Raw genomic sequence first — 26,202 nt, forward strand, 5'->3', positions numbered from 1 at the left:
TTGTCGGACACCTCTTTTTTGAGGGAATGATTATTTTTTATTTACACGTTTCGCAATGATCGGCAAGATCAAGCCAATCAAAAGAAAGGCGATTGGCGTAATGATATTTAAGGCCAATTGGAAGAACCAAGCTTGCGGATCTGCCGCATAATCAAGCTTAGGAACCATCCCTAAAATGCAGGCAAAGGCCGTGAACAAGAAGCACCATAAGCCGATCCCAAAGCCAACCTTGGTGTTTTTCACGAATTTATAATCGGAAGTAAAGCGATTGGCGTGTTTGTTGACTAGCATAAAAGCTAAGAAGACCCATAAGTAACGCAATGGCATGACAACTGAATTCAAGTTCAACAACCAACGATACAGTTCGGTCATATTGCCGATTCCTAGTGCTGGAATAATGATCAAAATGCTGACTAGGATACCAGTCATAATATACCCATTCACTGGTGTTCCTTTTTTGTTTAGTTTTGCTAAACCATTTGGAACAAATTCTGAATCAGCATCAGACAATAATATTTTCAATGGGGCATCAATTGAAAAAGCCAAAGCAGAGATTTGCGCTAACGCATTGGCGATGGAATAAAGAATGACAAAGAAATTGCCGATTCCGTAGAAGTTTCCTAGTCGTTGAAAGGCTTCATAAGCGCCGTTGACCATCAAATCTTCTGGAATATGGTTGGCATCAAAAAGCATCCCCATAGCAATCGAGCCGAGCAAGGCACATAACGCCACCATACCGGCTAAAAAGATCATGCCTTTTGGAAATTCTTTGGCAGGATTTTTTGTGTTATTTACGTAAGGCGAGATTTTTTCACAGCCACCTACCGCAAATACCAGCATCGAGATCGTGGTTAAATAGGTAAAGTCAAATTTAGGGATATAGGTTGAAACAGATGACATATTTGGTGTAGCAATCTCAGCACCAGTCATTGCTGGAGCAGTCACTGCTAAAAGAATAAAAAGAATCGACATCACGAACATGGCTGTTCCGGCGATGTTCCCAATCATTTTTAAGGTCGTCAATCCTTTAGAGGCAATCCATAAAAAGAATAGAAAAATAGCTAAACAAATCAATGAGACTTCCATGGAGCCCATCGTTGATACAAATGTACCGTTTCCTTTAAATAACCAACTCAATGATACTAAGATTCCTTGGGGTTTTTGTGCCAAATAAGGCACGTGAACGACCCAATAAGTCCAAGCAGCAAAAAAAGCCAACCGCTTTGTTGAGGTTTCTTTGATCCATGAGGAAACCCCACCACTTGACTCTTTGAAGGTCGATCCTAACTGACCAACACTTAATGCATAGGGTACAAAATAAAGAGCCATAATTAATAGCCACGAAACAACAACAGTCAACCCTTGTTGAGCGTAGTTGTTTACAACATTTCCCAGTCCCCAAACAGAGACGAACGCCATCAGCGCAATATTATACCAGCGTAATTGTTTCTCATTCATCGCTTTCTCCTTCTTAAAATGATTTTTCTGACTGGTTAAAATAGAGCGTTTTTTGAAATTTAGTGAGAAAAAAATTTCTTTCCATAAGCGCTTGATCACGATCAAGTTTCTTATGCATTTTTTCACAAATGTCAAAGGTCAAATTGAATAAAAAAATTTCATTTGCTTCTTTTTATCCAGTCGTTGATTTTCCATAGTTAGGATAAACCTCTGAATTCTTTTGGTCAAGAAAAATTAAATTGTTATTTAAAAAAAATAATAAATTTCTGATGATAGCAAAAGCAAACATCATCATTCATTAATAATCTGAAAGAAATCCAACTACATTCGGTCAAGGGCATGGATGAAATAGGGAGTGCTTCATTCAAATGAATGGACGTATAAAGATGGAAGAAACCCTTTCGAAAGGCTTTTCACTGGTGCTTTTAGGATAGATTTTTAAGCAAAGGAAACAGGAGAGTAGACGTAATTTTTTTGTTTTTTTAAGAAAAATTTTACGCGAACATTCTTTCAAAGAAACACGTAAACAAAGTTAGCCAAATGCTTCGTTCCATCGAAATCACTCGTTTTTTTTCGCCAATTTATAGGAAGTGGGTGTTATTCGCTCAAATACTGGCCATAAAAGCAGATAAAAGACGAAGTTTCCACTGGCATGGAAGAAATCGAACAGTAGTCCTTGAAGGTAATAGGCAAGAAACGAAGGAAACTGATAAAGCCAAACTTCCATCAACGAAATGATCAAGCCATAAAGAAGTCCGCAAAGAAAGGCAAAGAAAGCTTGCAAGAAGCGGTTTTTCTTGATGATCGGTATTTTTCCAAACTGATGAAAAAGAATGATGGTGATAGTAAGTGCAGCCAATTGACTGATCGTCCAGGGACCCATGCCTAGATAGATATTTGTTCCGAGCAAACTTAATAAGGCAATCATCAACGCATCGGATAAACGGTAAGAAAAAGCCACTAAAAATAAAAGGGCACTCATAGGCTGAACGTTAGGGATAAAGACAAAAACTAACCGTCCAACGATACAAGCCGCAGTAATCAGTGCTAAATGAGAAATTCTTTGGATGGAAAATATCTTGGTTTGGGGAGGAAGCATGAAAATCGCCGTCTTTCTAATTGATAATCATTCTCATTATACATGGAAAATAATAAAATTCAAGATTGAAATACACATTATATAGTACGATAATAAAAAACGAGCACAATATGTTGTGTTTTAGAAGGTGAGGGAAAGAAATGGAATACAAAAAACAAACGATTGAGAAATTGAACGAGGATATCAAGTTTTTCCAAGAAGTTTCGGCGATCACACCAGAAATGACCCAAACATTTGAGGGAATCGCTCGTTTGATTATGCTGGATCGTTATTCATACAAGGATCAAACCCATCAAACATTGCGTAAGGATGATTTGGTGATTTTGACAACGAAAGCTGATCCTAAATATCCTGCGCGAGGAATCGGTGTTGTGAAAGCAATCGATGGGGAACTAGTCTCTATCGAAGTGGAAGAGGCCTATCGCTCAGCGTTAGAAGATATTGATGAACAAGCCAATGGACTTGTTAAAAGAAGAAAAAGTGACATTGAAAAACCGTTAGAACTCTTTTTTGAGCAAGTGGCGCATCGTGTAGCCAAAGGGATTTCTGCCAACGAGTCCCATGACCAGGAGCGCTTCTTCGAGGTGTTTTACCAACAAATCGTGGCGCAAAACCTAATTCCTGCAGGCAGAGTACTTTATGGAGCAGGAACAAATTCTCAAGTTACCTACTTCAATTGCTTTGTGATGCCTTTCATCCATGATTCCCGAAAAGGGATTGCTGTTCATCGACAAGAAGTTATGGAAATCATGAGTCGAGGTGGCGGGGTCGGAACCAATGGGTCGACCTTGCGACCAAAATCAAGTGTGGTCCACGGTGTCAGTGGTCGGTCTTCTGGGGCAGTTTCTTGGTTGAATGATTTGGCAAACTTGACGAACCTTGTCGAACAAGGAGGTAGCCGCCGTGGAGCGCAGATGATTATGATGGCAGATTGGCATCCAGATATTTTTGCGTTTATTCTTTCTAAAATTCAAAATCCTGCTGTATTGCTTCACCTAAAAAAAACAATCACAAATGCGACGATCAAACAACTGATCAATGAAAAACTGCAATTTGACCCTCTGAAAAAAATGGAAGAAAGAATGTTCACTTATCTAGCACAACTGCCTGAATCGTCAGATAAGGAACATAATGACATGATCCAAAAGGCAAAAGAAAAATTGCGCATAGGTGGCAGCTATACGGTGAAAGAAAGTGATTTCTTAACTGGCGCGAATATCTCAGTCTGCTTGACAGAAGAATTCATGGAAGCAGTGAAGACAGATGGGTGGTATGAGCTACGCTTTCCAGATATCGACAATTATTCAGAAGCAGAGATGGCGCAATATGATGCAAAGTGGGCTGAAGTCGGGGATGTGCGAGAATGGGCAGCTGCTGGCCATAAAGTCAAAACCTATCAAAGGATCAAAGCTCGTGAGTTATGGGAGTTGATTACTTTTTGTGCAACGTATTCTGCTGAGCCTGGTATTTTCTTTATCGATAATGCCAACAAGATGACGAATGCTACAGCATATGGACAAAAAGTCGTAGCAACTAATCCGTGCGGTGAACAGCCCCTAACCCCTTATGCGGTCTGTAACTTGGCAGCCATCAATCTCGCAAACATGGCGGATCGCCAAAAGGGCACCGTTGATTTTGCCAAACTAAAAGAAACCGTGAAAACAGCGGTTCGTTTCCAAGACAATGTTATTGACGTAACGCCTTACTTTTTTGACAAAAATGAGCAGCAGGCGAAAGGGGAAAGACGTGTTGGATTAGGGATCATGGGCTTGGCAGATTTATTGATCTACTGCGGGAAAAAATACGGATCGGCAGAAGGAAATCAATTCGTTGATCAAATTTTCGAGGCAATGGCAGTCACTGCCTATGAGGCATCCATTGAATTGGCGAAAGAAAAAGGCAGCTTTCCCTTCCTGATTGGAAAAAATGACCAAGAGACGCAAGCGTTGCGAAAGAAATTTATCGATACAGGATACATGAAAAAAATGCCAGCGCACATCCGCGAAGGCGTGCTGCGATTCGGTATTCGCAACTCTCATCTTTTGACTGTTGCGCCAACAGGATCGACAGGCACGATGACGGGAGTTTCAACTGGTTTAGAACCTTATTACTCCTTTTCTTATTTTAGAAGCGGTCGACTAGGTAAGTTTATTGAAATCAATGCGGAAATCGTTGACGAATACCTGATGGATCATCCTGAACGAACCAAAGCGGAGTTGCCGGCATGGTTCATTTCCGCTATGGAGTTGACGCCCGAAGAGCATGTCGGTGTGCAATGCACCATACAACGCTGGGTGGATAGCTCCATTTCAAAAACGGTCAATGCACCAAAAGGATATACAGTAAGCCAAGTAGCCAAGGTTTATCGAGATCTTTATGAAGGAGGAGCCAAAGGAGGGACTGTCTATGTAGACGGCAGCCGAGATTCACAAGTACTTACCTTAGAAGCGGTTGAAAATGAGCTGACCGCACAAGTTGAACCGCTGCCTGTCGTTCAAGTAAATGAACCCGTCGCCTCTGGTGAAATCTGTCCCATCTGCCATGAAGGAACCATTGAGGAAATCGGTGGCTGTAGTACCTGCACAAACTGTAAAATCCAATTAAAATGCGGGCTCTAAGAAAAAACGAGAGTGATAAAATAATTCTTATCCGTATACTGGATAGAAAAACGATTAGTATTTTGACTATTGGAGAGGAAGAAATAGATGAAAAAAGTATTTGTCGTATTCCTGCTAGTGAGCACACTACTCGTCGCTACAGGATGCCAACAGGCAAGTGTAACGCCAGAAAGCACGCAGCAAAGTTCCTTGAAGCAAGAACAAGGAACAGCTACGATCGTCATCCAAAATCAAGAAGCTGTGACCTCAAAAGAAGTAACGTTCCGAGAAAATGAGTCGCTGCTGGAAGTAATGAAAGAAAACTTTGCGATCAAAGAAAAAGATGGCTTTATCACCTCGATCGACGGCATCAGTCAAGATCAAAAAGCCAATCTATTTTGGGTCTATACCGTCAATGACGAAATGACCGATAAAGGGGCACAAGCGTTGATTTTAAAGAACAATGACACTATCACATTTGATTTGAAAGCATTCTGATTTGCTTGATTCTAAGGATCTTTATTGGTGCAAAAGAACTTGCATATAAAGATCTTTATCTATACAGATAGACTCTTGCGTTGATTTTGGAGGCAGTTTTGCATTCAAGTTCTATTCAAGAGTCTATTCTTGTTTTTCTATCAGGGGTTGGGTGGTGGCTTAGTTTATTTTAAAATTGGAATAATAGAAGTAAAGATACCATTACATACATAAGTTTTAGCCATGATGTTTCTTTCGTATTTTGGCTTTCGTTCCTATTTTTTGTAGAAAATAATTTTTTTATAGTAGAGTGGAAATGGACAAAAATTTGATTTATCCGTTAGCTTAAGTGGCTAACGCTTCTATTCTCTAATATATGGTTTTACTTACTATTTTTCTTGCGATTGTTTCCCAATCTGCTTGTTGTTCATAAAAACAATGTTATCATTGTACCATCAGATGTGGTGGCGAACAGTGGTCTAAAACACGAGCGGTGATTACAAATAAGGTTTTTTCGTTCTCTTTGTTTATTGATCAGAAAAGGTAGGAGGAGAATAATGGTTGAGGTACTTTTGATGTGTGGCGTTAGTGGTGCAGGCAAAACCACTTACTCAAAACAAAAAGAGCAAGAAGGCTATGTAAGACTAGCAATAGATGAATTGATTTGGGAAGATTATGGCGTTTATGGTGTTGATTACCCTTCGGAGAAATATGCAAAAGTTTCTTCATTATCTTCAGTTAAATTGAAAGAGCTTACAGTAAAGGCTGTTCAAGAAGGAAAAAACGTAGTTGTCGATTCTAGTTTTTGGGCTAAAAGTCACCGAGACGCTTATAGAGAACTACTGGCAGCATATGATGTGACGATTAAAGTAATCTATCTAAAAGCTGATTATGATACTTTACGAAAACGATTAGCGATCAGAAATAAAGTCCAGACTGCAAATTCCGCTTTTCCTATTACAGAAGAAATCCTTCAACGGTTTTTTTCAGGATTCGAAGAACCGGTAAATGAAGATGAGGTAGTGATCGAGCAAAAGAATATATGAAGTAGCCTCAAAACTTTTTTTACTCTTTTTCAATACAGTTAGTCTTATTCCTGTGCAGGACACGAAGGACAGTCATGCTAGAAGCAAAATAGTGATTGGCAATTTCTTTTCTTGTTGCATTCTTCGATAGAAGAAATAATTTAGCGGTGACCACCCCAAATGAAGAATAAGAGCAGCTAGTACGAAATTTGTATCCAATTGCTGATGAGAGGAATTAGATCAGCCAAAATTGTAAAAGAGGGTAAGAAATAGGAGAACTATTTTAAAATGACGATCGTCCCCTCAGAACCTTCAGAATACAAATAGAATAAAATCAATTGATTGTATAGGTGAGTTATGAAAGTTCAGTATAAACTAATTTTTCTTATTATATTATTTATTTTGATAGGGTTAGTTTTAATTGGAGATCCTACAGATATTTTTATATAGTGTTAAATTTTTCTCTTCCTGTGTTATTTATAATTTTTAAATTGTTTTTTTCTGATGTGAAAAACAGGAAATTGTTTTGGCAAAAAAGGTCGCCATACTTTGGAGAGCAAAGAAGAAAAATAAATAAAAACATTTTAAATCTATTTTTTATAATAGGATTAGTATGGTTTATGTATTTAGTTTATCAATACCTGAATTAAAAAAACAAGGGACATGACATAGGTTAACAAGTTATGCTCCTTGTTTTATGGTGTTACGATAATTAGTGCTAGTGTAATATCCATGGATTTTTTGAAGAATATATGGAGATAATATAAATAGGGGTTCGCGCCACGATTTACCTGTTCATTGGGTGTTAAACCCACTTACTAAAAGTTAGGTAATTTGAAGAAGTTAGATTTCTTATGCGAAAAATAAATTTATTTATGAGTATAGTAAGTGAAAATAGCGCTCAAATAGAGTATAATATGAGTATAAAAAACTCTTTTTTGGGGGTGCGTTATGAAGAAGGAAAAAGAAAGAATTCAGATTGCGGTTGAAAAAGATCTAAAAATGGAAGCAGAAGATATTTTACATGATTTAGGAATGAATCCCACTACGGCAATTACTATTTTTTATAAACAAGTCATAGAAAAAGGGGGATTACCCTTTGAGGTAAAACTTTCTGAACAAACAAAGCAAGCTAGGCGAATTGCTAAGTTAGCGAAAAAATCTACTAATGTGACGAGGATAGATGATAATAAGGCTTTCGAGGCTTGGTTGGATGAAGATGAATAAAATAGTTTCAATGTATGTGGCTTATGTGGGTAAACCAGAAGGAAAAAGACGACCAGTTTTGATTATTGAGAATAGTGAAAATGAAGTTCTTTTTTATGCGATTACAAGCAAGTTTGAACACAAATCAGAGCGCATAAAAAAGCTTTATTTCCATATCAATGATTGGCAAGATTCAAATTTAAAAAAAGAGTCTTGGATTGACACAGGAACGTTATTCGTTCTTTCCAAAGAAAAAATAGATTTTAAATATAAAGATATAGGGTAACTATCTCAGAAAGATTTGAATCGTTTAGAAGAGTTTCTTAAGGAGCGCTCTTAGAAGAATGAACAGCATTAAAAATACACTACCTTTTCATTAGGACTAGGTAGTGATTTTTTTGATTTCATATCTAATTTGTAGTGGTAATAGTGAGAAAAAAATTACTGTAAAGGTTTTTGAACTAGCGAAGCACTCACTGAATTTATACAGAAGCTATTACTTCCACAAATTATCTGACTCAGTTAATTTATGGAGAAACGAAGCATTTCACGTGCAAAGAGTTCAGTCATCTCGTAGAAAAAAACTTTTCGAAAAGCATAGCTCTTACATACATCATTTAATAAGAAACTTTTTGACAGCAAGGCATTTCTTCTTATTCAATTGGCAATAAATTAATTATAAACAAAAAAATGGAACAGCATAAATGTTTTCGAAATGCTTTCGCACCAACATTTACCTGTTCCGTGGGTTTGGCACCCAATGGGCCGTGAGGGGCTCGAACCCGCGACCCGCTGATTAAGAGTTAAATAATTGATAGTTTTATTTAGTTTGAAAATGCTTTGGATATGTTGAATTTTATTAGGTATGCCGAAGCCGATTTGTTCTTCCAGCTTCTGGCCATGCGTTATGAACACCGCTCTACGATTATTACGACAAATATCGTCTTATCTCGATGGGGTGAATTTTTTCAAAGCCCAGAAATCGCGGCAGCGATCCTTGACCGACCGGTTCATCATGTCAAAGTGTTCAAGATTACCGGCAAGTCTTATCGTATGAGAAATAAAATCTAAACTGGCGATTGCCGACAATTCCTATTGCCGAAAACCTACATTTTTATTCTGCCCAAAACCAAAGGTGATAAACGTTTCATCTGTAAATAGTGGGTCTTTGATCTCAAAATAACCGTCTTTTTTGGTGCTTTGTTTTAAAGCACTTGCGTAGGCTAATGCCTGGCTTGGTTTTTCAGCTAAAATAACCGTACTCATTAACTATCCCTCTTTTCTTTGTTTTTTCTTTGATCTACTGTCACGTTATATCTTGCTCGATACCTTCTAAACGTTCGACGATTGATTCAGTTTTGTGAAGAGTACAAATTGGTGAAATAAGGCTGGTTACATTCATCAACAAAAATAACTTATCTGTTTTGGAGGAAAATACTGTGTTAAAAACAATTAAACCCCGCGCACTAGCGATGGTGATTTTGGGGAGTACAATCTTATCTTTTGGCTTATTTAATATCCATTCCTTCAGTGGTGTGACTGAAGGTGGTGGTCTGGGGCTGACCCTGTTACTAGATCATTGGTTTCATTTGTCACCAGCAATCACTGGGTTCATCTTCAATATGTTATGTTATGCGGCTGGCTGGAAAATATTAGGGCGAGAGTTCATATTTTATTCCATTGTCGCTTCTGTGGGTTTTTCTGCTAGCTATAGTCTTTTTGAAGCAATCGGACCTTTTTGGCCCAATATCGGTGATACGCCCCTTTTGGCAGCAGTAGTAGGAGCTATCTTTGTCGGGGTTGGCTGTGGGCTTTGTGTTCGAGCAGGTGGTGCCCCGGGTGGAGATGATGCTATGGCCATGAGTATTGCCAAAGTTTTTAAAATTAAAAATTTAGTGGGCCTACCTTGCTAGTGATTTGGTCGTCTTGGTATTGTCTTTGAGCTATATTCCCTTGAATCGCATTGGTTTTTCATTGCTGACAGTCATACTTTCAGGACAACTCATCGGTATCGTACAAGAATTTCATTTGCCAGCTTGGATGCATCAGGAAAAGCCGGCTAAGGTGGAGTAATCAACTTTTCTAGCAAGCTTAAATACAAAAGCGTAAAGGCAAGCAACCTTGAAAGAGGGCTTGCCTTTTTTTAGACTGGGTATTATAAAGTTTTCACAAGTGAAAACTTTATAATACCCAGTCTACAATCCGGCTGATTCTCCGGTAGCAAGGCAATCTTGTTTTCTAATTAATAGGAGGGGGTGAAGGTAGCTGTGGGAGTAGCGCATTTCTTTAAAAAAACTGAAAAAAAGATACGTGAAAGCGGTTGACATTAAAAAAAGGTTGCGCTATTCTTTAATAGAGTTAGTTAGTTAAACTAAACAACCTATTTGATGGAGGGATTTTCAATGAGTTATTTTCCAAGTATCGACAAGATTCAATATGAAGGCACAGACACAAAAAATATGTTTGCATTCCGCCACTACAATCCAGATGAAGTAGTGATGGGCAAAAAAATGAAGGATCATCTTCGTTTTGCCATTGCTTATTGGCATACAATGACTCAAGATGGTTCGGATCCATTTGGTAATCCAGTCAACCAACGCCCTTGGTTTGGTGAAACGCCAATGGAAACTGCCAAAAATCGGGTAGAAGCCTTCTTTGAAATTTGCGAAAAATTAGGCGCAGAATACTTCTGTTTCCATGATGTAGATATCGCACCAGAAGGCGATAGCTTAGAAGAATTCTTTGCAAATGTTGATGAAATTACTGACTTGATCAAAGAAAAAATGGATCAAACAGGGATTAAATTGCTTTGGAACACTGCCAACATGTTTTCTAATCCACGTTTTGTTAACGGCGCGGCTTCAACAAATAACGCTGAAGTTTATGCGATTGCTGCAGCACAAGTGAAAAAAGGCTTAGACATCTCCAAAAAACTTGGCGGTGAAAACTATGTCTTCTGGGGTGGCCGTGAAGGATACGAAACTTTACTGAATACCAACATGAAACTTGAACAAGACAATATAGCTCGTCTTTTCAAAATGGCGATTGCTTATGGTGAAAAAATTGGTCACAAACCACAGTTCTTGTTGGAACCAAAACCAAAAGAACCTTCAAAACATCAATATGACTTTGATGCAGCGACTACGATGGCCTTTATCCAACATTACGGTTTAGAAGGCGACTTCAAGTTGAACTTGGAAGCGAACCATGCTACTTTAGCTGGTCATACATTTGAACACGAAATTGCAGTGGCACGTTGCTACGATTCATTGGGTTCATTGGATGCCAACCAAGGGGATGTTTTATTAGGTTGGGATACGGATGAATTCCCTACCAATGTCATGGACGTGACTTTGGCGATGTACGAAGTCTTGGAAAATGGCGGTATCGCTCCTGGTGGGATCAACTTTGACTCCAAAGTACGTCGTTCCGCTTTCGAAGCAGAAGACTTGTTCTTGGCTCATATTGCTGGGATGGATACTTTCGCTCGCGGTTTGAAAAATGCAGCGAAATTAAAAGAAGATCGTTTCTTCGATGATTTGAAAGAAGAACGCTATGCTTCCTTTAACGAAGGCCTCGGCGAAAAAATCATGAAGGATGAAGAAGACTTGGAAAGCTTATACGATTATGCTGTTAGCCATGAAGATCCAGTCCTGAAATCTAGCCATATCGAATATGTGAAAAATATCTTGAACGATTATTTATAAGCCGTTTAAATGATGAGGGGTCTTCTTAGGCCCCTTTTCTTGTACAAAAAATTAATGAAGGTTAGGTGGACTGATGACTCGCGATTTATGTTGGTTACGAAAAGTAGCCAGTCATTATTTTCAACATTTCTCATTGCCTGCGGATGATTTAGTGGCAAGAAGTATTCGCCGAGAAGTAGGCACATTACTGAATTTGACAAAAGAAGTAGCAAGTGAAGGGGACTTGGCCTTTTCACTTGTAACAGAAGAGTGTTTGGGAAGGGAAGGCTATCGAGTAAAAGGGGAGCAAAATCATGTTGCTATTCAGAGTAATACGACAAAAGGCTTACTCTATGGCTTATTTGCCTTGTATGAAAAATTGATATTGGGAGAAGCTTTCACTTCTTTTACAAGTGTGCCAGACCAAGCGCTACGGATGATTAATCACTGGGATAATATGGATGGAACAATTGAACGAGGCTATGCCGGAGATTCCATTTTCTTTAAAGACAATGAATTTCGTAAGGATTACCAACTGATTGAGTCCTACGCTCGTCTTTTAGCATCTGTGGGAATTAATGCTATCTCAATTAATAACGTGAATGTTCGTGGTGCAGCCAAAGCCCTCATTTGCGAGGAGCATTTTGGCGAATTGCGACTTATTGATGAAATTTTGGGCTCTTACGGAATTAAGCTATACCTTAGTGTGAACTTTGCCGCCCCTAAAGCGATTGGTGGTTTGGAAACAGCGGATCCTCTTGCTAAAGAAGTCATCGCTTTCTGGCAAGAAAAAATTGATGCTTTATATCGTTATATTCCTGATTTTGGGGGCTTTGTAGTGAAAGCGGATTCGGAAGGGGAACCAGGGCCTTTTGCTTATGGTCGTGGGCATGATGATGGGGCCAATATGTTTGGCAGGCTATTGCAACCTCATGGTGGACATTTGGTATGGCGTTGTTTTGTTTATAATCATCAACAAAACTGGCGGGACCGTAGCATTGACCGTGCCAAAGCAGCGTATGATCATTTTATGCCTTTGGATGGGAAATTTGTTGAAAATGTTAGCCTACAAATTAAGCTTGGCCCACTGGATTTCCAAGTGCGAGAGCCCACTTCTCCTTTGTTGAGTGGGTTGCGAAAGACCAATCATATCATTGAGTTTCAATTGACTCAGGAATATACGGGGCATCAAAAAGCCGTTTATTATCAATTGCCCGTGTGGAAAGAAGCATTGGATTTTGATTGTCGCAATGAAGACGTACCAGGCCAAGTGAAGGAATTATTGAAAAACACTTCACCACAACCAGCTTACAGTGGTATTTGTGCCGTAGGAGTGGTGGGCATGTCAGAAAACTGGACTGGCCATAAGCTGATGCAAATCAATCTCTATGGTTATGGCAAACTGTGTTGGAACAATCAGCTGACCACCCAAGACTGTGCCCAACGTTGGATTGGCTTAACTTTCGATTTAGCTGAGGATCAAACGAAAAAGTTGGCAGATCTTTTGGTGACTTCTCGGGAAACCTATGGCATGTATACAGCCCCTCGAGGTGTCGGTTTTATGGTGACGCCAGGAACCCACGATGGGCCCAATATCGATGGTTATGAATATGATCGGTGGGGAACGTATCATTTTGCTGACCATCTGGGTATTGGCAATGATCGAACAACTTCAGGAACGGATTACGTGTCACAATATGCGCCAGCTATCCGAGATTACTTTAATGACTTAACAACTTGTCCCGATGAGTTGTTGTTATGGTTTCACCATGTACCTTACACGCATCGACTACACAATAGCAAAACCCTGATTCAAGACATCTATGATACGCATTTTGAAGGTGTTAAACGAGTTGAGGACTATCAAGCTGTTTGGGAAGAAATCGGTCCTCATGTTGACCAGAATTCTTATCAAAATGTCAAAGAGTTGCTGCAATGGCAACGAGAACTGGCAGTGGAGTGGCGAGATCAAATCAATACTTATTTCTGGCGAAAATCGGGTATTGCCGATCAAGCAGGGCGTAAAGTATATCCATAAAGTTACGCTTATAAAGGGTTCTACGCTTTCAAGCCTTGAAAAATAAATACGAGGCCATCTGACGCGGGATATACGAAGGTTTTGAGGTAAAAAAGAACTTTAGTCTTTAGAAAATAGTATGACGGTAGCTAAACTAGCCCTGTCAAAAGAAAAACGAATTTTTTGTCTGTCGGTTTCGCTATAACCTGATGAAGTTGTTGGGGGGCGAGACCGACTTTTTTTAAGGAGTAAAGGGTTCGTGCATAGTTGTTCATTAGTGGTTAATAGACGGATAGTGGTGTAGCAAAAAAAACAAAAAAATTGTTCTGTAAGCGGTTGACTTGTGTCAAGAGGTGTTTTATCATTTAGAAAGTTAGTAAAGCATACAAACTGAACTAGCTGACTCATTTTAATAGCGCCTTATTTCAGGGATGCTAGCTGGTGTCCCTCTTCCTTAGCAATTAAAAATGAGAAACGAGGCTAACCATGAATACTTTTACTAATCCAGTTTTGAAAGGCTTTTCTCCAGATCCAAGCGTTTGCGGGGTAGGAGAAGATTTCTATTTAGTGACCTCGACGTTTGCTTATTTTCCAGGTGTTCCCATTTATCACAGCAAAGATTTGGTAAATTGGACACAAATTGGCAATGTCTTAGAGCGGGATCGCCAGTTGCCTTTAGACCAGGCGGGGCATTCCCAAGGGATATTTGCACCTTGTCTTCGTTACCATGAAGGAACTTTCTATATGATTACCACCAATGTTACCCATGGTGGCAACTTTGTGGTGACAGCAACCGATCCCAAGGGGCCGTGGTCTGATCCCTATTATTTAGAAGATGCTCCAGGTATTGATCCCAGTCTATTCTTTGATGAAGATGGACGTTGTTATTATGTAGGCACGCGCCCGAATCCAAAAGGTGTCACTTACAATGGTGATTGGGAAGTATGGTTGCAAGAACTTGATCTAAATACCATGCGTCTGATTGGTGTGAGTACTTCTTTGTGGAAAGGTGCTATGCGAGATGTAGTTTGGCCTGAGGGACCACATCTTTATAAAAAAGACGGCTATTATTATCTGATGATTGCGGAAGGGGGAACTGGCTTTAACCATTGTGTGACGATTGCTCGAAGTCAACAAGTGGCAGGGCCTTATTTGGGAAATCCCAATAACCCTATTTTGACTCATCGACATTTAGGTAAAGATTTTCCTGTTTGCAATGTCGGGCATGGGGATTTAGTAGAAACGACAACAGGCAAGTGGTATATGACTTGTTTGGCTAGTCGAAACTATGAAGGTTACAGCAATCTTGGACGTGAAACGTTTCTCGCTGAAGTTGTCTGGGAAGACGGCTGGCCGGTAGTCAATCCAGGTCATGGGCAGCTGTTAGACGTCCAAGAACATGCACTGCCCCTCAGTCCAGTCCCAGAAACAAGCCAGTTTTCATTGGCTGAAGAAAACGTTGCCTTTGTCTATTTGCGTAATCCGCATCCTGCTGATTACAATCGGACTGTTCGTCCAGGCTGGTTGCGATTGACACCCGGGGAAGCGACTTTATCAGATGTGGCTTCACCCACTTATATTGGGTTACGACAAAAAGCGATGAATTACCATTTTCGTGTCGATATCCAACCATCCTTGGCCAAAGGGGAAGCATGTGGCTTGGCGTTGATTCAAAGCAATGACTACCATGTACGTTTGGAAATTACCGAAACAGAAAATGGCTATCTAGCCCAGCTCATCCGTACTCTAGCTGGCGTAGAAGAAACACTAGGGAGGACGACCTTTACCGGTGATCGTTTCGTATTGCAATTTACCGGTGCGTTGCAACAATTGACAGCCAAGGTAATTGTAGCTGAAGAAGAACATCTTGTCGCAGAAGCGGTGGCTATTCATTATTTAAGTACAGAAATTGCTGGTGGTTTTGTAGGCTGTACAATGGGTCTATATGCTACCAGAACAGCACCACAGGCTACAGGATATGTGGATGCTTATCAAATTGAACACCAGGTCAATTAAGAGAAGGGAATAATCGCTATGAAACAAATTTTAGGCTTAGATCTCGGAACGAGCGCGTTAAAAGGACTCCTTTTTGATGAGGGCGGGAACCTGCTAGCATCAGCAGATAGTGCTTATCCTTTAGATACACCACAAGCTGGTTACAGTGAACAAAATCCGAATCATTGGCAAAAAGCAGCGGAAATTGTGATGACAAAACTGTTGGATTTTCGTCCAGATATGAAGGATGCGTTGGTGGGGATTAGTTTTTCCGGTCAAATGCATAGTTTGGTGTTATTAGACGATGCCAACCAAGTTATTCGTCCAGCAATTTTGTGGAATGACGTACGAACAACCAAAGAATGTCAAGAAATCATGGCAACTTTTGGGGACCAATTGTTAGCCATTACGAAAAACGTGGCTCTCGAAGGATTTACCTTGCCTAAAATTCGTTGGGTTCAAAAAAATGAACCAGCCAACTGGGAAAAAGTGGCTCATGTGATGTTGCCAAAGGATTATTTGGCGTTTTGGCTGACAGGCCGATATTCGATGGACTACTCTGATGCAGCCGGTACATTGTTATTGGATGTAGAAGAAAAAGTTTGGTCAGCGGCTATTTTGAAACAGTTTGATATCGATGAAGCGGTCTTACCAACACTACATGAATCAGCTGGATTAGTCGGCAAGATAGTACCAGAATTGCAATTGAAATTTGGTTTTACCCAAGAAGTAGCGATTTTTGCTGGTGGGGCAGATAATGCCTGTGCTGCATTGGGAGCTGGGATTATTAAAGAAGGCTTAGCGATGGCCTCTATCGGAACAAGCGGCGTCTTCTTGTCTTATGAAGCAGATGAAACAGTGGATTATCAAGGAAAACTCCATCTCTTTAATCATAGCGTCAAAGACAAATTGTATGGGATGGGCGTGACTTTGGCCGCCGGAAATTCATTGAGCTGGTTTCGGGATACCTTTGCGCCAGAAGAAGATTTTGCGACCTTATTAGCGGATGTGGGGACTGTGGCAGCTGGCTCAGATGGGCTGTTGTTCACTCCTTATATCGTAGGGGAACGGACACCTTATAGTGATGCCAAGATTCGTGGCAGTTTTATTGGCATTGACACTCATCATCGATTGCGCCATTTTGGCCGTGCAGTTTTGGAGGGCATCACTTTTTCTTTAAAGGATTCTCAACAAATCATGGCAGATACGACGGGGCGCCATTTTAAACAGATTGTCTCCGTTGGTGGTGGGGCGAAAAACCCTGATTGGCTGCAAATACAAGCAGATATTTTCGATGCTGAAATCTTAACGTTGACTACCGAACAAGGTCCAGGCATGGGAGCTGCCATGTTAGCAGCTATCGGAGCGGGATTATTCCCAGATGCTGAAAGTTGTGCCGAGGTTTTTGTGCACTATGACAAACACATCATGCCTGATCCACAACAAGTAGCGAAATATGCGAAAATTTATGAGATTTATCAAGATGTTTATCCCCAAACTGCACCAATCTGTCATCGTTTACTGACAGAAGAGTAAAAAAATGCCTCATTGCCTTGAAAGGTAAATAAGACATCGGATAATCAGCAAGTCGGCTGATTACTCGATTGCTTTCTTTAAAAAAACGATGGAACCGTATTCGTTTGCCCTGGATAGCGGAAGTTTCATGATGAATGGTAGCTAGTAAGCTTGGGACAAAAAGACTTATAGCCACTTAACATCGTAAAAATTGCTCATGGGTTTCGCCATGAGCAATTGGAAGAAGCCTACTTTTTAAGCATTCCTAGTCTTAAGTTTTGGATTTTTAAAAAGTGGGAAGTAGCCTGGGCAATGCCACCGTATAGCGGGGCATGATCCCCTAACAGGCTCGTCTGAATGGTGATACTTTGCGTAAAACGAGAGACCATTTTTCGACGTATCCGGGGAAGAAGATCGGGAATTTTACGATAGACAGAGCTATTGACGATCAATAACTCAGGATCTTCTGCCACGATGATATTGTTTAGGCCGATACTTAAATAGTCAACATTTTCTAGGGCTAGACGGATGGCATCCACATCACCGGCATTATAGGCGGCTGCAAAAATATCAGAATTAACAAAATCCAAGTCTTTTAATTTGGCAAAAGTATCAAATAACACTCTGTTGGAGGCATATTGTTCGAGACAGCCCTTATTACCACAAGGACAGAATTTGCCATTAGGGAAAAGCGTGCTGTGTCCTAATTCTCCAGAGAAGCCATGGGAGCCAGATTGTAAAGAACCATTGGCTACTGTGCCAGCGCCAATTCCGCTATGAATACTCAGACTGATAATTTTTTGGTAGTCGCCAGTTGTCATAAAGCAGTATTCCCCGACAGCATTAAGGTTGGCTTCGTTTTCTACAAAGACCGGCACACTGAAAAGTTGCTCTAGGGGTTCTTTGATATCCAAGCCAGACAAATCGTAGTAAGGAGTAAAGGTGATGCGGTTATCGTTGACAATCCCGTGGATGGCCAATGAAATCCCCACTAGACCATGGGGCGTCACTGGGGCCTGACTTAAAAAATTGGTGATAATGCTTTGAACAGTGGGCAAGATATTTTCGCTATTGATTGGGGTATTTTTTCTTTCTTCGAGGCGAATCACTTCCCCATCGAGATAAGCCAACATCCCTGCCACATAGTTATAGCCCACATCAAAAGCAAGCGCCAATCCGCAGCGTCCATTAAAGTGCAGCTGAATCGGTTTTCGCCCCCCCATCGAACTAGCGTTACCGATACCAACTTCTTCTACGATATCGTTTTCAATTAGGTTTTTGATAATTTGCGAAACCGAGGCCTTATTTAGATTGGTTAAAGTGGAGATGTTGGCTCGGGAAATATTTTTATTTTCAATAATCGCTTTTAGTACAGTCGCTTCATTTTGCTCACGAATGTCAAGTTTATTAATAATCATGGACAATCCCCTTTTTAAAGTACGTCTTAGAGTTAGTATACTGTGCAAATTAACTGATTACAACTGAAAAAAGGGGGATTCATAAGGTTTTGTAACAAATGTTAGCCAATTATAGTTAAAACCACTAGCCAAAATGGTTGTTTTTTTAACTAACTATTACGAGGAGAAGAAAAAATGGAAACTATTCAATTGACAAAAAATATGACAGTTAGCTCATTTCACAATTTTGCGGATGATTGTATTGGTACTGGCCGGATGGGCTTGGCTCTACAGCGGCAATACCAAGAACAATTACGTCTCGTACAAGAAAAAATTGGGTTCAAGTATATTCGCGGTCATGGTTTATTTAGCGATGACATGGCAATCTACCAAGAATACGAAGACGAAACGGGACAAAAAGTCGCGGAATATAATTTTACCTACTTGGACATGGTGATGGATTTTTATCAAGAAGTGGGTATAAAACCCTATTTAGAGTTGGGCTTCATGCCACAAAAACTAGCTTCTGGGGATCAGACGGTCTTTTATTGGCAGGGAAACGTGACCCCGCCTCGCTCATACGAAGGTTGGTGCCAATTAGTCCAAGCGACCTTACAACACTTGATCACACGCTATGGTCGGGCTGAGGTAGTGACTTGGCCGGTGGAAGTTTGGAATGAGCCGAATTTGCCAGGTTTTTGGCAAGATGCTGATATGACCGAATACTTTAAGTTATTCAAAGAAACTTTTTTGGCGGTGAAAGCTGTCGATGACCAATTCAAAGTTGGGGGACCAGCGATTTGTGGGGTAGATGATATCAATTGGCTACAACAGTTTATGGCCTTTTGTCACGAGGAACAATTGGCGATTGATACGGTGACCCGCCATTTTTACACCATTTCTGATCCAGAGACCGCCGGACATTATAGCTATGTGACTTTGCGAGAAGCACAGGAATCCCTGACTGAGTTGGATATTTCCCGTAGTATTATCGATGACTATCCAGAATATCGTGGCTTGCCGATGCATATTACGGAGTTCAATACGTCTTATCGGCCGGATAGCCCTTTGCATGATACGAATTTGAACGCAGCCTATATCGCTCAGTTGCTTTCAAGATTAGGAGAAACCAGTGCCTCGTATTCTTATTGGACGTTTGGGGATATCTTTGAAGAAATGGGGGTTCCCTTCACACCGTTTCATGGAGGTTTTGGGCTAGTCGCCAATGGCAATATTCCTAAACCAACTTTTTGGACCTTTGCTTTTTATAAAAAACTACAAAAGAACTGTCTTTATAAAGGGGAACACGGCATAGTAACTTCAGATGGCAAGGAGCGCTTTGCTGGCGTTTTTTGGAATTTAACAGCTGAAGCGATGTCTTTCCAACTAGATTTCCCAGAAGAGGTTGAAAAATGGTGTATCACTTCAGAAGTGGTGGATCAACAAACAACCAACCCATTGCAAAGTTGGCATGATTTGGGAGAGCCAGCCAATTTGAGTGCTGAACAAAGAGCGCTTTTGCAGCAAATTGCTCAGCCAAAAGTGACTACCACGGTCACGTCTAACAGCTATTCATTTACTGTACAGCCTTATGGAGTTCATTATTTCGAGGCGCGGCCAAGAAAGCAAACATCTGATCGAGGCTATGATTATCAACGAGTCTTGGCTGGTAGATAAGAAAATTTGTTTATTTGGATTTGATGGGTTTGAAAATTGGTGTGTGGACCACTAATCAAACTACTCGCAATTATTATATTTAGGAGGCTACTATGAGTTATCAATTATTGAATTATCAACGAGAAGCTAAAGAAACAGAGCTTTATGATACTCGGCTGGGATTGGCGATGCATTTAGCATTGGCAGATGAATCAGGAGTGTTTCAGCCATTAAATCAAAACTTTGGGGTCTTGTTTGCCAAAGCACATTCTTTACCAGATGGGTTTTTAGTAGCAAAAGCCCTTAAAAAAACTTGGATTTGTCAGGGAAAAGAGAAATTTTACATCATCGGGATTCGGGTAAATGCCGATGGAACGTTGGATGAAACCAGTGTGGGTAGCATTTTAGTTTTTGAAACGGAAAACTTTATTCAGTATCAAGAACTACCTTTGCTCCACCTAAGTGAAATGCCTCTGATGGATGTTCAATTGGCTTATACGGATGAAGGGTATCAAATCCGGTGGTTAGATAGCTGTGATCAAGCTTATCAAGTGACGACCCCAAGCTTAGATCATGTGGATGAGACTAAAAAGGTTGCCATTCAGTGGCAACCACTTTTGGAAGTAGCAACGGATATTGAAGGGGCAATTCCGAGGAATAGTTTGACCATTAGTGAGGAACAAGGAGACTATTTACAAAAAAAATTGATAACACCCCATCATATCACTGTGGACTTACCGGATGAAGTCGTTGTTGAAAACATGGAAGAACTTACCACGATGAAAGCAACCTTGCGCTATAGTGATGGCTCGAGTCGCCAAGCCGGAATTGATTGGTTTGATTTACCAGCAAGTGCTACTGAAAAAGCTTTTGTAGCAAAGGGTCAAGTGCATCAGGAACATTTTTCTTTCCCGATTGCGACTTATCGCGCGGATCCTTGTATCGGCAAATGGCAAGGGGAATACTACTTTATTGCCACGAATGATTATGATGATAACCGTAGTCTCTATATCCGTAAAGCCAAGACGATTGCTGAGTTAGTTACTGCCCAAGAGATGAAGATTTTGGATAGCGAGATGTACCCTGAAATTGCCAATCTCTTGTGGGCACCAGAATTTCATATTATTAATGATCGTTTGTATATTTTCCACGGTGCAACACCAGGTCCTTTTGAAGAGGAACAATCCCACGTAATGGCTTTGAAAGAAGGCGGCAATCCCTTGGTGCTAGCAGATTGGCAGCGACCGCAAAAAGTCGTAAAAGCAGATGGATCGCCTTTGATTACAGGAGGCATCACTTTGGATATGACGGTGATTAAAGATAGTGGCCGAATCTATGCCGCTTGGTCGCAACGTCAGTTTTTTCCAGTGGATTTAGGTGCGTGGATTTATTTTGCGGAGCTCAATCCTGATCAACCGTGGCAATTATTGACAGAACCAGTAGTCTTAGCAAAACCAGATTATGGATGGGACAATAATCATACCTTTGTCGATGAAGGTCCCTATGCCTTGTATCGAGGAGAAGACATCTATTTAACCATTTCCGGCGCAGCTGTCGACAGTAGCTATTGTGTGGGGTATCTAAAAGCCAAAGTTGGCAGTGACTTGCTCAATCCAGCGGTCTGGGAAAAATCAAATTACCCATTGTTGACTTCTCTGAATGTTCCAGGAGAATTTGGACCTGGACACAATGCTTATGTAGAAGATGAAGAAGGCAATATCTGGAACACTTATCATGCACGTCCAGGTATCGATGCTCCCCGTTCTTCAGGTATCCGGCGGGTACATTTTGATGTAGATGGACAGCCAATTTTGGGAATGACGGAAGCAATGGATGTCAATCCTGAGTTATCTTTGGTGCAAGTAAAAGTAAAGGTAAAATAAAGCGTAAAAACAGCCTGTGAGACTAAATACTCACGGGCTGTTTTTTTGAATCACGGGTTGCAAAGGATCAATCAAAATCAGATTGTTAAAGGTTTTGTTGTTGAAATTGACGAGGAGTCAGCTCAAATTCCTTTTTAAAGGCTTTAATAAAATGAGAATAATTAGTAAAACCAGCATCGTTGCAGGCAATCGTAATTGTGGCCCCTTCTAATAAACGCTCTTTGGCATAGAGCAGTTTCCGTTTTTGGATGTAGGCATGGGGACTAAAGCCGGTATGACGCTTAAATTCCCTAGTAAGGTGTTCGCGGCTAATAAACTGGGCTTTGGCTAGGGTCTCGACTTTGACGGGCTCTGATAAATGGTCTTGGATATAGTGAATGGCGTGGCGAACAACATGATTTTCTTTACTATTCGTCAAGGGAGTATTTTCTTTTTGCAAAGCTAAAAAGCGTTGATTGAGAAAAAGCAGAAACTCGTTAAAACATTGGGTATAGCGCAAGTCACTACCATATTCTTCAGAGGCACTATGTTTTTGTAAATCTTGAATAAAAGGTCGAACTTCGGTTAAACTTGTAGGCAAAAAATTACTTTGGCGGTTATTGATACGGGAAAAGCATAACGTCAAATCTGTTTTAGCGGAAGAATAACGGTGTAAATAAGATTCGTCAAAATAACAGAAAACGCGCTCATAACGGGCAGAAGGTAAGGTTAGCATCATGTGATGGATATCATGATGATGAATTAACAGGATATTTCCTGGTTGCATATGATAGACACAATCTTCCACGTAGTAATCCACTTCCCCATCTAATAGACAATAGATCTCATGAAAATCATGGTAGTGGTACTCTGGTAAAAATGTGATGGGGGTTTCGAAACAGGAATCTTTATAATAAAAATCGAAATCTTTTGAATGAAGATGATCTTGAATCGTTGCTACTGGTTTCGTCGGGGGTCACTCCTTTTTCGCAAGTTTCTCTGATGATATCACATCTAGCATGAAATGGGTCACATTATAGCGTTTTTATTATTTATAAATGTACGTATAATAGCCGTAACAAAACAAGAAAGAAGGTTCATTTAATGAACAACTTCACCATCACCGGTTTCGCAGATGAAATCGCAAGTGACTTAGATACACAAATCAAAGGACTGAAAGAAAACGGCATTGCCCATATCGAAGTCCGAGGCATCAATGGCGTCAATGTCAGTGAATTGACGTTGGATCAAGTACTTACTTACAAAGAAACACTCCATGAAAACGGGATCAAGATTTCTTCCATCGGCTCTCCCATCGGTAAAATCAGTATTGAGGATCCTTTTGAAGAGCATTTAGCGTTATTCAAACATGTTCTCGATGTAGCAGTAGCTTTTGAAAGTCCCTATGTCCGGATGTTTAGTTTCTTCATTCCAGAAGGCAAACCTGCCGACGACTTTCACGAAGAAGTGGTGAAGCGATGGAACCAATTTTTAGAGGTAGCCAAAGATTATCCTCAAATTACCTTGCTTCATGAAAATGAAAAAGACATTTACGGAGATATTCCAGAACGTTGTGCCAAACTTTTGACCGAACTGAACAATCCACAAGTCAAAGCGGCCTTTGATCCGGCCAACTTTGTCCAATGTGATGTGGAAGTCTATCCCCATGCCTATGAATTATTAAAAGATGAAATTGGCTATATGCACATTAAAGATGCCCATTTCGCAGATCATAAAGTCACACCGGCTGGACTTGGCGATGGGCAAGTGGAAGCTGTCTTGCGGGCACTTGTGGCAAACGGCTTTACAGGCTTTGCTTCCTTGGAACCCCATTTGTCAATTTTTGATGGCTTTGCGGCGTTGGAAAAAGAGGGCGTCTCCATTGAAGAAACAAAATCCGATGGTGAAAAACTGTTCACTGTCGCTAGTAATGCATTGAAAAAAATCCTTGTGGAAAACATGGGTCAGGAGTGGAACTAATATGGAAACAGTAAAAATCGGTATCGTCGGCGTCGGTAATATCGGCTCCTTTCATATGCGCAATGTCTTAGGTGGTGAATTAAAAAACGCTGAATTGGTGGCATTGTGTGATAGCAATCCAGAAAAATTGGACCGTATCCAGGAACAATACGGGGATCAATTCAAATTATATGATGATGTGGATAACTTGTTGGCAGATCCAGAAGTGGACGCAATCATTATCTCTACGCCCCACTATGATCATCCTGTGATTGCCATTAAAGGTTTGCAAGCAGGCAAACATGTCTTAATAGAAAAACCGGCTGGGGTGTATACGAAAAAAGTTCGGGAAATGATTGAAGAATCAGAAAAACATCCAGAACTGTCCTTGTCTTTGGTGTATAACCAACGGATGAACCCGACTTATCAAAAGGCCAAAGAACTCGTAGAATCCGGTCAAATCGGTGAATTGCGTCGGACCAACTGGATCATCACCAACTGGTATCGGTCCCAAAGCTATTACAATTCTGGCGGCTGGCGGGCCACTTGGAAAGGGGAAGGTGGCGGTGTCCTCTTAAACCAAGATCCCCATCAATTGGACTTGTGGCAATGGATTTGTGGCATGCCGGAACGGATTTTCTCCTTTGCCTATTATGGCAAACGTCGGGATGTGGAAGTGGAAACAGAAGTAACGGCCTATTGTGAATACGCAAATGGGGCCACTGGGGTCTTTGTGACAACCACTACGGAAACGCCTGGGACCAATCGTTTTGAAATCGTGGGTTCTCAAGGAAAAATCGTGATTGAAGATGAACAGTTGAAATTCTGGCGGACCGTTACCGATGAAAAAGAATGGAACGATACTTACACCGGCGGCTTTGGCGAACCGGAAGTTTGGGAAATCAAGATTCCTGTTGAATTTGACGGCAGCACCGGCCATTTGCGAGTGACGCAAAACTTTGTCAACAATATTCTCTTTGGCGAAAAACTGGTGGCACCAGCGACAGATGGGATTTATGGCTTGTCCATTTCTAACGCCATTCACCTCTCTTCTTGGTTAGGCCAATGGGTTGAGTTGCCGATTGACGAGGAGTTGTTCTTGGAAGAGTTAAACAAGAAAATTGCGGGCTCAAAAGACAAAGATGTGAAAGAAAAAGTCTTGGATACTGAAAATACTTACTAAAAAGAGTGTGAAAAGATGATACGATTCGGAATTGTGGGCTGTGGCAATATCTCCGGTACCCATGCAGAAGCCCTTCAGAAAATTCAAGAAGCCCAGTTGACGGCTTGTTGCGACATAGATGAAGTAAAAGGGCGACGCTTTGGGGAAAAACATGGCTGTAGTTTTTATGGGAATTACCTAGACATGCTAAAAAATGGTGAGATTGACGCAGTAATCATCGCTACGCCGCATTATCTCCATGGCCAAATGACCCTGCAAGCTTTTGAAGCCGGGAAACATGTCCTATGTGAAAAACCGATGGCCATAACGGTCCAAGAAGCTGAACAGGTTTTAGCCAAATGGGAGGAACAGCCAGACTTGCATTATGCCGTGTGTTATCAAAATCGCTTCAACCCTTCCTATGCCCAACTGAAAACGATGATTTCCCAACAAGCTTTCGGGCAGTTAAAAGGAATCAAATGCGAGCTAACCTGGCATCGGGATAAAGGGTATTATGAGGCGGCATCATGGAAAGGTACTTGGAAAAAAGAAGGTGGGGGTACCTTGATCAATCAAGCCATCCATACCTTAGATGTGGTGACTTGGATGATTGAGTTACCAGAGAAAATCAAAGGCAAGATAATGACCACGCTTTTGGAGGAAACCATCGAAGTAGAAGACGCGGCGATGGCGACAGCAGTGCTTCCAGATGACGTGCCGGTGGTCATTCATGACTCCAACAACTACTCTTCAGATCCCGCCCCATCCGTCACCTTTGATTTTGAAGAAGCCAGAGTGGTGTTGACCGCTGACAAACTGGTAGTCAATGACGTAGCGGCACCTCTTGAAGAAGGCATGGTAAGCGAAGTAGCTAAAGCTTACTGGGGAGCAGGACACCTGCACTTTGTACGAGCCTTTGTCAATCAGTTAGTCGGCTTGCCAGATCCTCACGCAGAGTACCTCGCCGTTGAGGATGCGTTGGATTCTTTGAAGATGGTTTGTGGGATTTATGAGTCGGATCGTAGTGGGCAGTGGGTTCAACTGAATAAATAGTAAAAAACCATGGAGACTAGTTGGACTAGTGCTTCATG

19 protein-coding genes and 3 pseudogenes are annotated in these 26,202 nt (G+C 40.9%); 16 read left to right on the forward strand and 6 right to left on the reverse strand.

Annotation, left to right across the window (positions count from 1 at the left end; all coding sequences use genetic code 11):
- Positions 1 to 30: 30 nt before the first annotated feature.
- Together CO692_RS11770 and CO692_RS11775 are read right to left on the reverse strand one after the other, a co-directional pair.
- Entirely contained in the window at positions 31 to 1,458 is a 1,428-nt protein-coding gene (locus CO692_RS11770; protein ID WP_005225272.1) for an APC family permease, read from the reverse strand.
- A 559-nt stretch (positions 1,459 to 2,017) separates the two neighbouring features.
- Entirely contained in the window at positions 2,018 to 2,557 is a 540-nt protein-coding gene (locus tag CO692_RS11775; RefSeq protein ID WP_096742302.1) for a hypothetical protein, read from the reverse strand.
- 140 nt (positions 2,558 to 2,697) lie between these two features.
- Between CO692_RS11775 and CO692_RS11780 the strand changes: the two genes are divergently transcribed.
- From CO692_RS11780 to CO692_RS11805, 6 genes and pseudogenes are all read left to right on the forward strand, one after another.
- Positions 2,698 to 5,175, forward strand: a complete 2,478-nt coding sequence (locus CO692_RS11780; RefSeq protein ID WP_096742303.1) for a vitamin B12-dependent ribonucleotide reductase — start codon at positions 2,698 to 2,700, stop codon at positions 5,173 to 5,175.
- 87 nt (positions 5,176 to 5,262) lie between these two features.
- Entirely contained in the window at positions 5,263 to 5,652 is a 390-nt protein-coding gene (locus CO692_RS11785; RefSeq protein WP_060792688.1) for a DUF4430 domain-containing protein, read from the forward strand.
- 536 nt (positions 5,653 to 6,188) lie between these two features.
- Entirely contained in the window at positions 6,189 to 6,677 is a 489-nt protein-coding gene (locus CO692_RS11790) for an AAA family ATPase (RefSeq protein ID WP_034868317.1), read from the forward strand.
- 930 nt (positions 6,678 to 7,607) lie between these two features.
- A complete protein-coding gene (locus tag CO692_RS11795) occupies positions 7,608 to 7,883 on the forward strand; it encodes a type II toxin-antitoxin system RelB/DinJ family antitoxin (RefSeq protein ID WP_005225277.1) in 276 nt (91 codons plus the stop codon).
- A complete protein-coding gene (locus tag CO692_RS11800; RefSeq protein ID WP_060792690.1) occupies positions 7,870 to 8,148 on the forward strand; it encodes a type II toxin-antitoxin system PemK/MazF family toxin in 279 nt (92 codons plus the stop codon). The genes CO692_RS11795 and CO692_RS11800 overlap by 14 nt, the downstream gene beginning before the upstream one ends.
- A 587-nt stretch (positions 8,149 to 8,735) precedes the next feature.
- Positions 8,736 to 8,933 (forward strand): annotated as a pseudogene (locus tag CO692_RS11805) (ATP-binding protein); the annotation flags it as partial.
- A gap of 51 nt (positions 8,934 to 8,984) precedes the next feature.
- On the opposite strand, the pseudogene CO692_RS11810 reads toward CO692_RS11805, so the two are convergent.
- A pseudogene (locus CO692_RS11810) lies at positions 8,985 to 9,128 on the reverse strand (topoisomerase); the annotation flags it as partial.
- Positions 9,128 to 9,214: pseudogene (locus CO692_RS17960) on the reverse strand (resolvase); the annotation flags it as partial. The pseudogenes CO692_RS17960 and CO692_RS11810, both read right to left, overlap by 1 nt.
- An 87-nt stretch (positions 9,215 to 9,301) precedes the next feature.
- Here CO692_RS17960 and CO692_RS11815 point away from each other — a divergent pair.
- The 5 genes from CO692_RS11815 to xylB all read left to right on the forward strand — a co-directional run bounded on the left by CO692_RS11815 (position 9,302) and on the right by xylB (position 17,096).
- Positions 9,302 to 9,775, forward strand: coding sequence for a YitT family protein (locus tag CO692_RS11815; RefSeq protein ID WP_208787793.1), 474 nt, complete (start codon positions 9,302 to 9,304; stop codon positions 9,773 to 9,775).
- 489 nt (positions 9,776 to 10,264) lie between these two features.
- Positions 10,265 to 11,569 carry a xylose isomerase gene (gene xylA / locus CO692_RS11820; RefSeq protein ID WP_010747576.1) on the forward strand — a complete coding sequence of 435 codons (1,305 nt, stop codon included), beginning with the start codon at positions 10,265 to 10,267 and terminating at the stop codon, positions 11,567 to 11,569.
- Positions 11,570 to 11,642: 73 nt separating this feature from the next.
- A complete protein-coding gene (locus tag CO692_RS11825) occupies positions 11,643 to 13,586 on the forward strand; it encodes an alpha-glucuronidase (RefSeq protein ID WP_096742304.1) in 1,944 nt (647 codons plus the stop codon).
- Positions 13,587 to 14,051: 465 nt separating this feature from the next.
- Positions 14,052 to 15,581 (forward strand): glycoside hydrolase family 43 protein, encoded by a 1,530-nt coding sequence (locus CO692_RS11830; RefSeq protein ID WP_096742305.1) that lies wholly within the window; start codon positions 14,052 to 14,054, stop codon positions 15,579 to 15,581.
- A gap of 18 nt (positions 15,582 to 15,599) precedes the next feature.
- On the forward strand, positions 15,600 to 17,096 hold the full coding sequence (xylB, locus tag CO692_RS11835) for a xylulokinase (protein ID WP_096742306.1): 1,497 nt from the start codon (positions 15,600 to 15,602) through the stop codon (positions 17,094 to 17,096).
- Between the two features lie 227 nt (positions 17,097 to 17,323).
- On the opposite strand, the gene CO692_RS11840 is transcribed toward xylB, so the two are convergent.
- Positions 17,324 to 18,493, reverse strand: coding sequence for an ROK family protein (locus tag CO692_RS11840; protein WP_010747580.1), 1,170 nt, complete (start codon positions 18,491 to 18,493; stop codon positions 17,324 to 17,326).
- 174 nt (positions 18,494 to 18,667) lie between these two features.
- Between CO692_RS11840 and CO692_RS11845 the strand changes: the two genes are divergently transcribed.
- Together CO692_RS11845 and CO692_RS11850 are read left to right on the forward strand one after the other, a co-directional pair.
- Positions 18,668 to 20,149 carry a GH39 family glycosyl hydrolase gene (locus CO692_RS11845; RefSeq protein ID WP_096742307.1) on the forward strand — a complete coding sequence of 494 codons (1,482 nt, stop codon included), beginning with the start codon at positions 18,668 to 18,670 and terminating at the stop codon, positions 20,147 to 20,149.
- Between the two features lie 92 nt (positions 20,150 to 20,241).
- Entirely contained in the window at positions 20,242 to 22,011 is a 1,770-nt protein-coding gene (locus CO692_RS11850; protein ID WP_096742308.1) for a family 43 glycosylhydrolase, read from the forward strand.
- Between the two features lie 85 nt (positions 22,012 to 22,096).
- Here the strand turns inward: CO692_RS11850 and CO692_RS11855 are convergent, their stop codons facing one another.
- Positions 22,097 to 22,810 carry a helix-turn-helix domain-containing protein gene (locus CO692_RS11855; protein WP_096742309.1) on the reverse strand — a complete coding sequence of 238 codons (714 nt, stop codon included), beginning with the start codon at positions 22,808 to 22,810 and terminating at the stop codon, positions 22,097 to 22,099.
- A gap of 284 nt (positions 22,811 to 23,094) precedes the next feature.
- On the opposite strand from CO692_RS11855, the gene CO692_RS11860 reads away from it, so the two are divergent.
- The 3 genes from CO692_RS11860 to CO692_RS11870 are packed head-to-tail and all read left to right on the forward strand — an operon-like array spanning position 23,095 to position 26,164.
- Positions 23,095 to 23,970, forward strand: a complete 876-nt coding sequence (locus CO692_RS11860; RefSeq protein WP_010747584.1) for a sugar phosphate isomerase/epimerase family protein — start codon at positions 23,095 to 23,097, stop codon at positions 23,968 to 23,970.
- Position 23,971: 1 nt separating this feature from the next.
- Complete coding sequence (locus CO692_RS11865; protein ID WP_096742310.1) at positions 23,972 to 25,132, forward strand: Gfo/Idh/MocA family protein; 1,161 nt, start codon at positions 23,972 to 23,974, stop codon at positions 25,130 to 25,132.
- Positions 25,133 to 25,147: 15 nt separating this feature from the next.
- Positions 25,148 to 26,164 (forward strand): Gfo/Idh/MocA family protein, encoded by a 1,017-nt coding sequence (locus tag CO692_RS11870; RefSeq protein ID WP_096742311.1) that lies wholly within the window; start codon positions 25,148 to 25,150, stop codon positions 26,162 to 26,164.
- The last annotated feature ends 38 nt before the right edge of the window (positions 26,165 to 26,202 follow it).

This window comes from Enterococcus sp. FDAARGOS_375, assembly GCF_002393265.1.
In the GTDB taxonomy this organism is placed as follows: Bacteria; Bacillota; Bacilli; order Lactobacillales; family Enterococcaceae; genus Enterococcus_D; species Enterococcus_D innesii.

Bases quoted from the DNA above. Each gene is read 5' to 3' on its own strand.
- CO692_RS11825 (WP_096742304.1), top strand. From the start codon at position 11,643: ATGACTCGCGATTTATGTTGGTTACGAAAAGTAGCCAGTCATTATTTT.
- CO692_RS11770 (WP_005225272.1), bottom strand. From the start codon at position 1,458: ATGAATGAGAAACAATTACGCTGGTATAATATTGCGCTGATGGCGTTC.
- xylA (WP_010747576.1), top strand. From the start codon at position 10,265: ATGAGTTATTTTCCAAGTATCGACAAGATTCAATATGAAGGCACAGAC.
- CO692_RS11800 (WP_060792690.1), top strand. From the start codon at position 7,870: ATGAAGATGAATAAAATAGTTTCAATGTATGTGGCTTATGTGGGTAAA.
- CO692_RS11845 (WP_096742307.1), top strand. From the start codon at position 18,668: ATGGAAACTATTCAATTGACAAAAAATATGACAGTTAGCTCATTTCAC.
- CO692_RS11780 (WP_096742303.1), top strand. From the start codon at position 2,698: ATGGAATACAAAAAACAAACGATTGAGAAATTGAACGAGGATATCAAG.
- CO692_RS11775 (WP_096742302.1), bottom strand. From the start codon at position 2,557: ATGCTTCCTCCCCAAACCAAGATATTTTCCATCCAAAGAATTTCTCAT.
- CO692_RS11860 (WP_010747584.1), top strand. From the start codon at position 23,095: ATGAACAACTTCACCATCACCGGTTTCGCAGATGAAATCGCAAGTGAC.
- CO692_RS11795 (WP_005225277.1), top strand. From the start codon at position 7,608: ATGAAGAAGGAAAAAGAAAGAATTCAGATTGCGGTTGAAAAAGATCTA.
- CO692_RS11850 (WP_096742308.1), top strand. From the start codon at position 20,242: ATGAGTTATCAATTATTGAATTATCAACGAGAAGCTAAAGAAACAGAG.
- CO692_RS11785 (WP_060792688.1), top strand. From the start codon at position 5,263: ATGAAAAAAGTATTTGTCGTATTCCTGCTAGTGAGCACACTACTCGTC.
- CO692_RS11865 (WP_096742310.1), top strand. From the start codon at position 23,972: ATGGAAACAGTAAAAATCGGTATCGTCGGCGTCGGTAATATCGGCTCC.
- CO692_RS11870 (WP_096742311.1), top strand. From the start codon at position 25,148: ATGATACGATTCGGAATTGTGGGCTGTGGCAATATCTCCGGTACCCAT.
- CO692_RS11830 (WP_096742305.1), top strand. From the start codon at position 14,052: ATGAATACTTTTACTAATCCAGTTTTGAAAGGCTTTTCTCCAGATCCA.
- CO692_RS11840 (WP_010747580.1), bottom strand. From the start codon at position 18,493: ATGATTATTAATAAACTTGACATTCGTGAGCAAAATGAAGCGACTGTA.
- CO692_RS11790 (WP_034868317.1), top strand. From the start codon at position 6,189: ATGGTTGAGGTACTTTTGATGTGTGGCGTTAGTGGTGCAGGCAAAACC.
- xylB (WP_096742306.1), top strand. From the start codon at position 15,600: ATGAAACAAATTTTAGGCTTAGATCTCGGAACGAGCGCGTTAAAAGGA.